Source organism: Shewanella sp. M-Br (assembly GCF_036245925.1).
GTDB classification, from domain to species: domain Bacteria; phylum Pseudomonadota; class Gammaproteobacteria; order Enterobacterales; family Shewanellaceae; genus Shewanella; species Shewanella oncorhynchi.
On the sequence record NZ_BJBV01000036.1, the window covers coordinates 26,202 to 32,423 of the forward strand.

At 45.4% G+C, this 6,222-nt stretch carries 6 protein-coding genes; 3 read left to right on the forward strand and 3 right to left on the reverse strand.

Features of this window, described 5'->3' with window-relative positions:
* Positions 1-204: 204 nt before the first annotated feature.
* Together AAA952_RS21450 and AAA952_RS21455 are read right to left on the reverse strand one after the other, a co-directional pair.
* Positions 205-327 (reverse strand): hypothetical protein, encoded by a 123-nt coding sequence (locus AAA952_RS21450; protein WP_105250371.1) that lies wholly within the window; start codon positions 325-327, stop codon positions 205-207.
* Between the two features lie 365 nt (positions 328-692).
* The gene (locus AAA952_RS21455) at positions 693-2,189 is read right to left on the reverse strand and encodes a helicase HerA-like domain-containing protein (RefSeq protein ID WP_338259488.1); all 1,497 of its coding nucleotides are present in this window, start codon (positions 2,187-2,189) and stop codon (positions 693-695) included.
* Between the two features lie 510 nt (positions 2,190-2,699).
* On the opposite strand from AAA952_RS21455, the gene AAA952_RS21460 reads away from it, so the two are divergent.
* From AAA952_RS21460 to AAA952_RS21470, 3 genes are all read left to right on the forward strand, one after another.
* Positions 2,700-3,125: a hypothetical protein gene (locus AAA952_RS21460; protein ID WP_006084327.1), complete on the forward strand. Its 426-nt coding sequence runs from the start codon at positions 2,700-2,702 to the stop codon at positions 3,123-3,125.
* A gap of 114 nt (positions 3,126-3,239) precedes the next feature.
* Positions 3,240-4,118 carry a KPN_02809 family neutral zinc metallopeptidase gene (ypfJ, locus tag AAA952_RS21465; RefSeq protein ID WP_338259489.1) on the forward strand — a complete coding sequence of 293 codons (879 nt, stop codon included), beginning with the start codon at positions 3,240-3,242 and terminating at the stop codon, positions 4,116-4,118.
* Positions 4,119-4,169: 51 nt separating this feature from the next.
* Positions 4,170-4,616 carry an NUDIX hydrolase gene (locus AAA952_RS21470; RefSeq protein ID WP_338259491.1) on the forward strand — a complete coding sequence of 149 codons (447 nt, stop codon included), beginning with the start codon at positions 4,170-4,172 and terminating at the stop codon, positions 4,614-4,616.
* Positions 4,617-4,641: 25 nt separating this feature from the next.
* On the opposite strand, the gene AAA952_RS21475 is transcribed toward AAA952_RS21470, so the two are convergent.
* On the reverse strand, positions 4,642-5,841 hold the full coding sequence (locus tag AAA952_RS21475) for a class I SAM-dependent methyltransferase (RefSeq protein ID WP_338259493.1): 1,200 nt from the start codon (positions 5,839-5,841) through the stop codon (positions 4,642-4,644).
* Positions 5,842-6,222: the final 381 nt, after the last annotated feature.

Sequence of the window (6,222 nt, forward strand, 5' to 3'; positions counted from 1 at the left end):
CTACATAAAACCTGGAAAAGGTCAATTAGGCTATAGTCGATAGCGGCTACTTTTGTATCACAAAACTGAGATCTGAGACTGTTTTGAGCAAGGTTGTATTGTGAGGTAAAACTTGGTTGGTTCAATGAAGCGGGCAATAAAAAGGGCTAACCTAAGTTAACCCTATTTGTGTTATTAGAGGACAAACCTCCTAATAACAAGACACTATTTAGTGTTATCTAAGAAACCTTTAGTTGCGTTTTTCGCATGTTTTGCTGCTCTTTTCTCTTTAGGAGACATCAGCGGTTGTTTCTTCGATTCTTTACGGTTTTTTTGCTCTTTACTCATATAAAACTCCATGTACTCTTTGGTTATTCATCAGGCTAATCATGTAAGCCGTACTTAATTGAACCTATTCCATGACGTCCTGATTGAAGCGAAATTTTTATCTCGAATTACAACATTTTAAATTACAAATATCTAAAATCATTGATAATTATCTATGAATTTATTTGCCTCAATGAGCGATTACAGCAAAATAATCTTATCACCGAATTCCGTACCATGATCCATCTATCACTTAGAATAATTAATGCTAATGCTAGCGTTAACCTGTATAAGAAATATGCGAACAAGGACACAGTACCTCTATTTTCGTCATTGTTTGTGGTTTTAGTGGGCCCTAATTGGAGGCTTAACTAAGTACCATATGCCTAACGTCGGCTCGATTTACCTAACATGCCACCTAATATACCGCGCAAAATTTGTTTACCTAATTGGCTTCCAACCGTGCGTGCCGCTTGTTTTGACAAGGTTTCAGCTAACCCTTGGCGGCGCTTATTGCCAAAAATGAGTTCACTGAACCAACTTTGTTCTTCGGCTTTTTGGCTCGTTTGAGCATCACTTGCTGTGGTTGTGGTGTCGCTGGTGGCGTTACCAACTCGTCTTTGGTTAAGGCGTTCGTAGGCCGATTCGCGGTTGATTAACTGATCGTATTTACCTCCAATCGGGCTCTGGACACGGACTTGTTGTAACTCCTCACTTGTGGCGGGTCCCATGCGGCAACGTGGCGGTGCGATGAGCGCGCGCTCGACCATAGTTGGCACGCCTTTGTCGGCTAACATAGACACTAAGGCTTCACCTACAGCGAGCTGGGATATGACGTCGCTAACAACCAGTTTGGGGTTAGGCACAAAGGTTTCGGCGGCGGTTTTAACGGCCTTTTGATCCCTTGGCGTGTAAGCTCGCAGGGCATGTTGAATACGATTACCTAATTGTCCGAGAATTTCGCTTGGGACATCATCAGGAAATTGCGAGCAAAAATAAACGCCTACGCCTTTTGAGCGAATTAGGCGCATGATCTGTTCGACGCGTTTTAATAGACTCGGTGGGCAACCCTCAAAGAGTAAATGCGCCTCATCGATAAAAAACACTAACTTAGGTTTTTCGGGATCGCCGACTTCGGGCAGATTCTCAAATAATTCTGAGAGTAGCCAGAGTAAAAAACTTGAATATAAACGGGGTGTTAAAATCAGTTTGTTTGCTGCTAATAAATTGATAATGCCGCGTCCTTGCAAATTAGTGCGCATTAAATCTTCAAGCTGTAACGCGGGTTCACCAAAAAAGTCTTTGCCACCATCGCGCTCTAATCCTAGTACCGAGCGTTGTATCGCTGCGAGGGATTGGGCGCTGATTAAACCATATTTGGCGGAGATTTCTTTGCGTTCCTCGGCAACTAAGGCCAGCATGGCCCGCAGATCATCTAAGTCGAGCAGTAATAACCCTTGGTCGTCCGCTAGTTGAAAGACTATGTCTAAAATACCGCTCTGGGTGTCATTCAATTCTAAAATTCGGCCGAGTAAGGTTGGGCCCATTTCGCTGATGGTGGTACGCAGTGGATGGCCTTGAACGCCCGCTAAATCCCATAACACTACAGGGGTGGCTTCGTTGTGATAATCTTCAATGCCAATTTGAGTTGCCCTTTGTAATAGCTTTTCACTTGGGGTGCCCGCCATCGCTAGACCCGAGATATCGCCTTTAACGTCTGTGATAAAAACCGGCACGCCTTGGCGTGAAAAACCTTCGGCAATACTCATCAGCGACACGGTTTTGCCTGTCCCTGTGGCACCGGCAATTAACCCATGGCGATTGGCATACTTAAGATTTAAGTGAACCTGTTGTTCACCTTTTCCTATTAATAGCGTATTCAAAGGCATTCCTTATGTTAACGGTAGGGCTTATATTGGAATCGTTGCAGCATCCTTATTTAAGCCACTGTGTATCTAATCCACTTTAGTGTCGTCGTTCATGCGTATAAAAATTCATCATTGAGTGTTGGCCTTAGCGTAATTTATGTCAACATGGGGCCTGAATAAGCTTGATATCACTTAGCAAAAATGTGTGATTGGCAATATGGGCGTTACCTATGAATGAGGTGTGTTATTTGGGTCATTCACTGAGGCGTGCTTGATGGTGAAATTCCCTTTGATTATGCTGCTCTTGTTCTTTACTGTGCTGACATCTGCCTGCACCGAATGAGTCTGTGGTGCAAGAACCTGTGTTGAATCTTATGAGCCTATGCGAGATAAACAGCGCTGTGTTAATGAGGCGGATAAAAGCCGTTATCAGTATGCAAAAGTAAAAGCAGTAGAAGAAAAGCAACGGCTGAAAATGGCCATAGAACAAGCCACTCAAAAATCGTTAATGTAGAAAGGATATCTATGAAAGGTGCGGGCGGAACACAGGGCGGGACGGGACAATTTTTTATGGGTCTTGCCATGATGTGTGGTGGATTTTATTTATTGTTCAATGCAATACAAGTGAGCTCTAGTTTTGGACTGGGCTATGGTTTATATCGAGTAAATGCCTTTGGGCAAGGCATGTCGATCACCACTGGCATGGTGATGCTACCGTTTATTATCGGCATTGTGATGGTGTTTTTTGACGCTAAGAGTAAGTTAGCTTGGCTGCTGAGTTTAGGTTCGCTAACGGCCTTGATTGTAGGGGTTATCAGCTCGATTCAATTCCACTTTAAATCTATGTCGGCCTTTGAACTTATCGTGATCCTCGTTTTGGCCTTTGGTGGTTTAGGATTGTTTTTACGTTCACTGAAAGACGCGCCCACAAGCGATACACAAGCGAAATAATCACTAGACTCTTAAGCACTAGGCGCTAGAGTGCAAATACGAAATTGAGCTGTGCATCTAAGCGACTTTAATAGCGGTTTAATGAAAGTTTTAACTACAGAGTGAAGGAATGCGATGCGCTGGCGTGACACTGACAGAAGCTCCAATATCGAAGACAGACGCGGCCAGCAAATGGCATCTGCGGGTGTGCCGAGTGCCTTGTTACTCAGGTTCTTGCCCTTTTTGCTGAGAACTAAACTTGGCCGCGTGGTGTTGCTCATCGGCGGCATTTATATTGCTTTTCAGTATTTTACCGGTGGTCTGTCACTCGACCCGAATACTCAAGCTCATCTTAGCCAATCTCAATCTAGCTCAACGACCGCGGTACAGGATGAAAATGCCCAGTTTGTGGCGGCCATTTTAGGCACCACAGAAACCGTTTGGGGCCAGTTGCTCAAAGGGCAATATCGAGAGCCTAAGTTAGTGCTTTATCGCAATATTACCTCCACTGGCTGCGGTATGGGACAGGCGCAGTCTGGGCCTTTTTATTGTCCCGCCGATAGCAAGGTGTATATCGATCTTAGCTTTCTTGATGAGCTTAAAACCTTAGGTGCACCCGGTGATTTTGCCTTTGCCTATGTGATTGCCCACGAGGTAGGCCACCATGTGCAAAACCTGCTGGGCACTAGCGCTAAGGTGCGCCAAGCCCAGCAATCTGGCAGTAAAGTGCAGGCGAATCAATTGAGTGTCGCACTTGAATTGCAGGCTGATTGCTACGCAGGGATTTGGGGGCATTATGTCAATCAACAACTTAACTTACTTGAAGCGGGCGATTTAGCGGAAGGTATTGCCGCTGCCAGTGCTGTGGGTGACGATCGTCTGCAAAAGATGGCGGGTCGCGCCGTACAGCCCGATGCTTTTACCCATGGCAGTTCGGCGCAGCGGGTGAAATGGTTTAAGACAGGGTTTGATTCGGGTAATCTCGCCAGTTGTAATACTTTTGCGACGAAGTGATTTTGTGTGATATCTCAAATACGTACCGAACAGAAGTGCAAGGATAACTGAGTGGCCTTTAACGATACCTTTAGATTGAGCAGCCACGCGGTTATCACTAATGCGCAGGGACAAGTGCTGTTGCTTAAGGCCAATTACGGTAATTTTGCTTGGGGCTTACCCGGTGGCGCACTTGAGCCCGGTGAAACGATTCACGAGGCCTTAGTGCGCGAATGCCGAGAGGAATTAGGCTTAAGTGTGCGGGTTAACTATTTGAGCGGCGTGTATTATCACAGCGCCTATCAATCCCAAGCCTTTATTTTTCGTTGTGAACTGTTGTTGTCTGATGGGCCTGAGGTGGCAAAAAATGTTGCAGAAGGTGAGCCATTGCCGATCCAATTAAGCCACGAACACTCAGAGTTTGCCTTCCACGATATCGACACCCTTAGCGCGGTTCAGCAGCAAAGAATTAAAGATTGCCTCAATTTCAACGGGGTTGTCATGAGCGCAAAGTTTTAATGCTTTGCCAGTAAACCGCCGGCCGTTAATCGGCTTGGGTTTGCGCGAGTAAGGTTTCTAAGCAGTGTTCCTTGATACCGTAATAGGCTTTAATGTCAGCAATTTGCGCGAGGATTGCGGCGCTGTCTTTCTGATTCTGTTGTGGCTTTTTAACGGCCAAAATCATCTTATTTTTATTGGTATGTTCTAGGCTGATAAATTCAAACACCTTAGTCGCATAACCGTTGGCTTCCAAAAATAGTGCACGTAATGAATCCGTCACCATTTCAGCCTGTTGGCCCATGTGCACCCCATATTGCAGCATAGGTTTAAACAATTTGGGGCTGTGCATCTGCGGGCGAATTTGTTTATGGCAGCAAGGCGAACACATGATGATGTCGGCATTGGCGCGAATACCATAATTAATCGCATAGTCAGTAGCGATATCGCAGGCGTGCAGGGCGATCATCACATCGGTTTGCTTAGGCGCATGGGTTCTCACATCGCCGCAGACAAACGACAAGCCTTGATGATCCAGCGTAGCCGCTGTTTCATTACATAAATCGGCCAAGGCTTGGCGTAATTCTACCCCAGTCACTTGCGCATCATTGTGAAGGCTGTGGCGAAGGTAATCATGGATTGCAAAGGTGAGATAACCTTTACCTGAACCAAAATCGACCACATTGATCGGTTGATCATTCTTGTAGGGTGAGGCTTCGAGCGCTTGGCTGAAAACCTCAATAAATTTATTGATTTGTTTCCATTTACGCGACATCGCAGGGATAAGATTATGTTGGCTGTCCGTCACTCCGAGCTGAGTTAGGAAGGGACGCTCGATATCCACAAAACGCTTTTTCTCGCGGTCATGTTCTAACGGCGCCGCGACGGTTTGTTTAACATTATGTGTGCTGATTTGTACTTTGCCTTTTTTGCTGATCTCAAGCTGAACTTCTGCCAGCGCCGTGGCTAAGTGGGCACTCTTAAAGTCGCTACCGAGTAACAGTTTTATGCTGGCTAAGCCTTCGTCATAACTCAGGTTTTTAGTGATGTGATTCGTCTGGTGTTGATACACAAACGACAGCATAGGTTCATTCTGCAAACTAATCGGCCGAATCGTAATGCGCTGCAGACTTTTATCAGCCCCTCGGTACTTACTCAACAATAGTTTGATCAGACTATTCTTCGCCAAGCTGTCAGCCAAAAGCTGGTAAAAATCATCAAAAGAATTAAGCGCTGAATGGGACATGATTGTTTCCGAAAAAGTAACCAAGAAAAACAGGGTGAGTATTCTAACCGCGATCCGCCGCTACCTAAAGTTATTCTCATCGAGAAGGAGGTTTGGGGCAGAGCTCCGCTGCTGATCTATCTATTCAGGTTGTAGTGATTAAGCATAGTCATTCCAGTGACATGCTCAATTGAAGATGTAGCTTGGTAGTGGGGGAATCTGATTCATTTTGTCTGATCCATAAGTTGAAATTCGCCATTCTGCGTTGGTTGTTTGCTAATGGAATTTTACCTAGACTTTGTTTGAGTTTTTTAATCAAAGTCAAAGTCGTGGGGCTTCACCCCACACCCGACCAAGGAGGACTGCTCGTCCTATCCTCCTTGGATGCTCCAAGACGCCCCT

What these genes read in the sequence shown, in the direction of transcription:
- AAA952_RS21450 (WP_105250371.1), bottom strand. Translation starts at nt 327, where the DNA reads ATGAGTAAAGAGCAAAAAAACCGTAAAGAATCGAAGAAACAACCGCTG.
- AAA952_RS21460 (WP_006084327.1), top strand. Translation starts at nt 2,700, where the DNA reads ATGAAAGGTGCGGGCGGAACACAGGGCGGGACGGGACAATTTTTTATG.
- ypfJ (WP_338259489.1), top strand. Translation starts at nt 3,240, where the DNA reads ATGCGCTGGCGTGACACTGACAGAAGCTCCAATATCGAAGACAGACGC.
- AAA952_RS21475 (WP_338259493.1), bottom strand. Translation starts at nt 5,841, where the DNA reads ATGTCCCATTCAGCGCTTAATTCTTTTGATGATTTTTACCAGCTTTTG.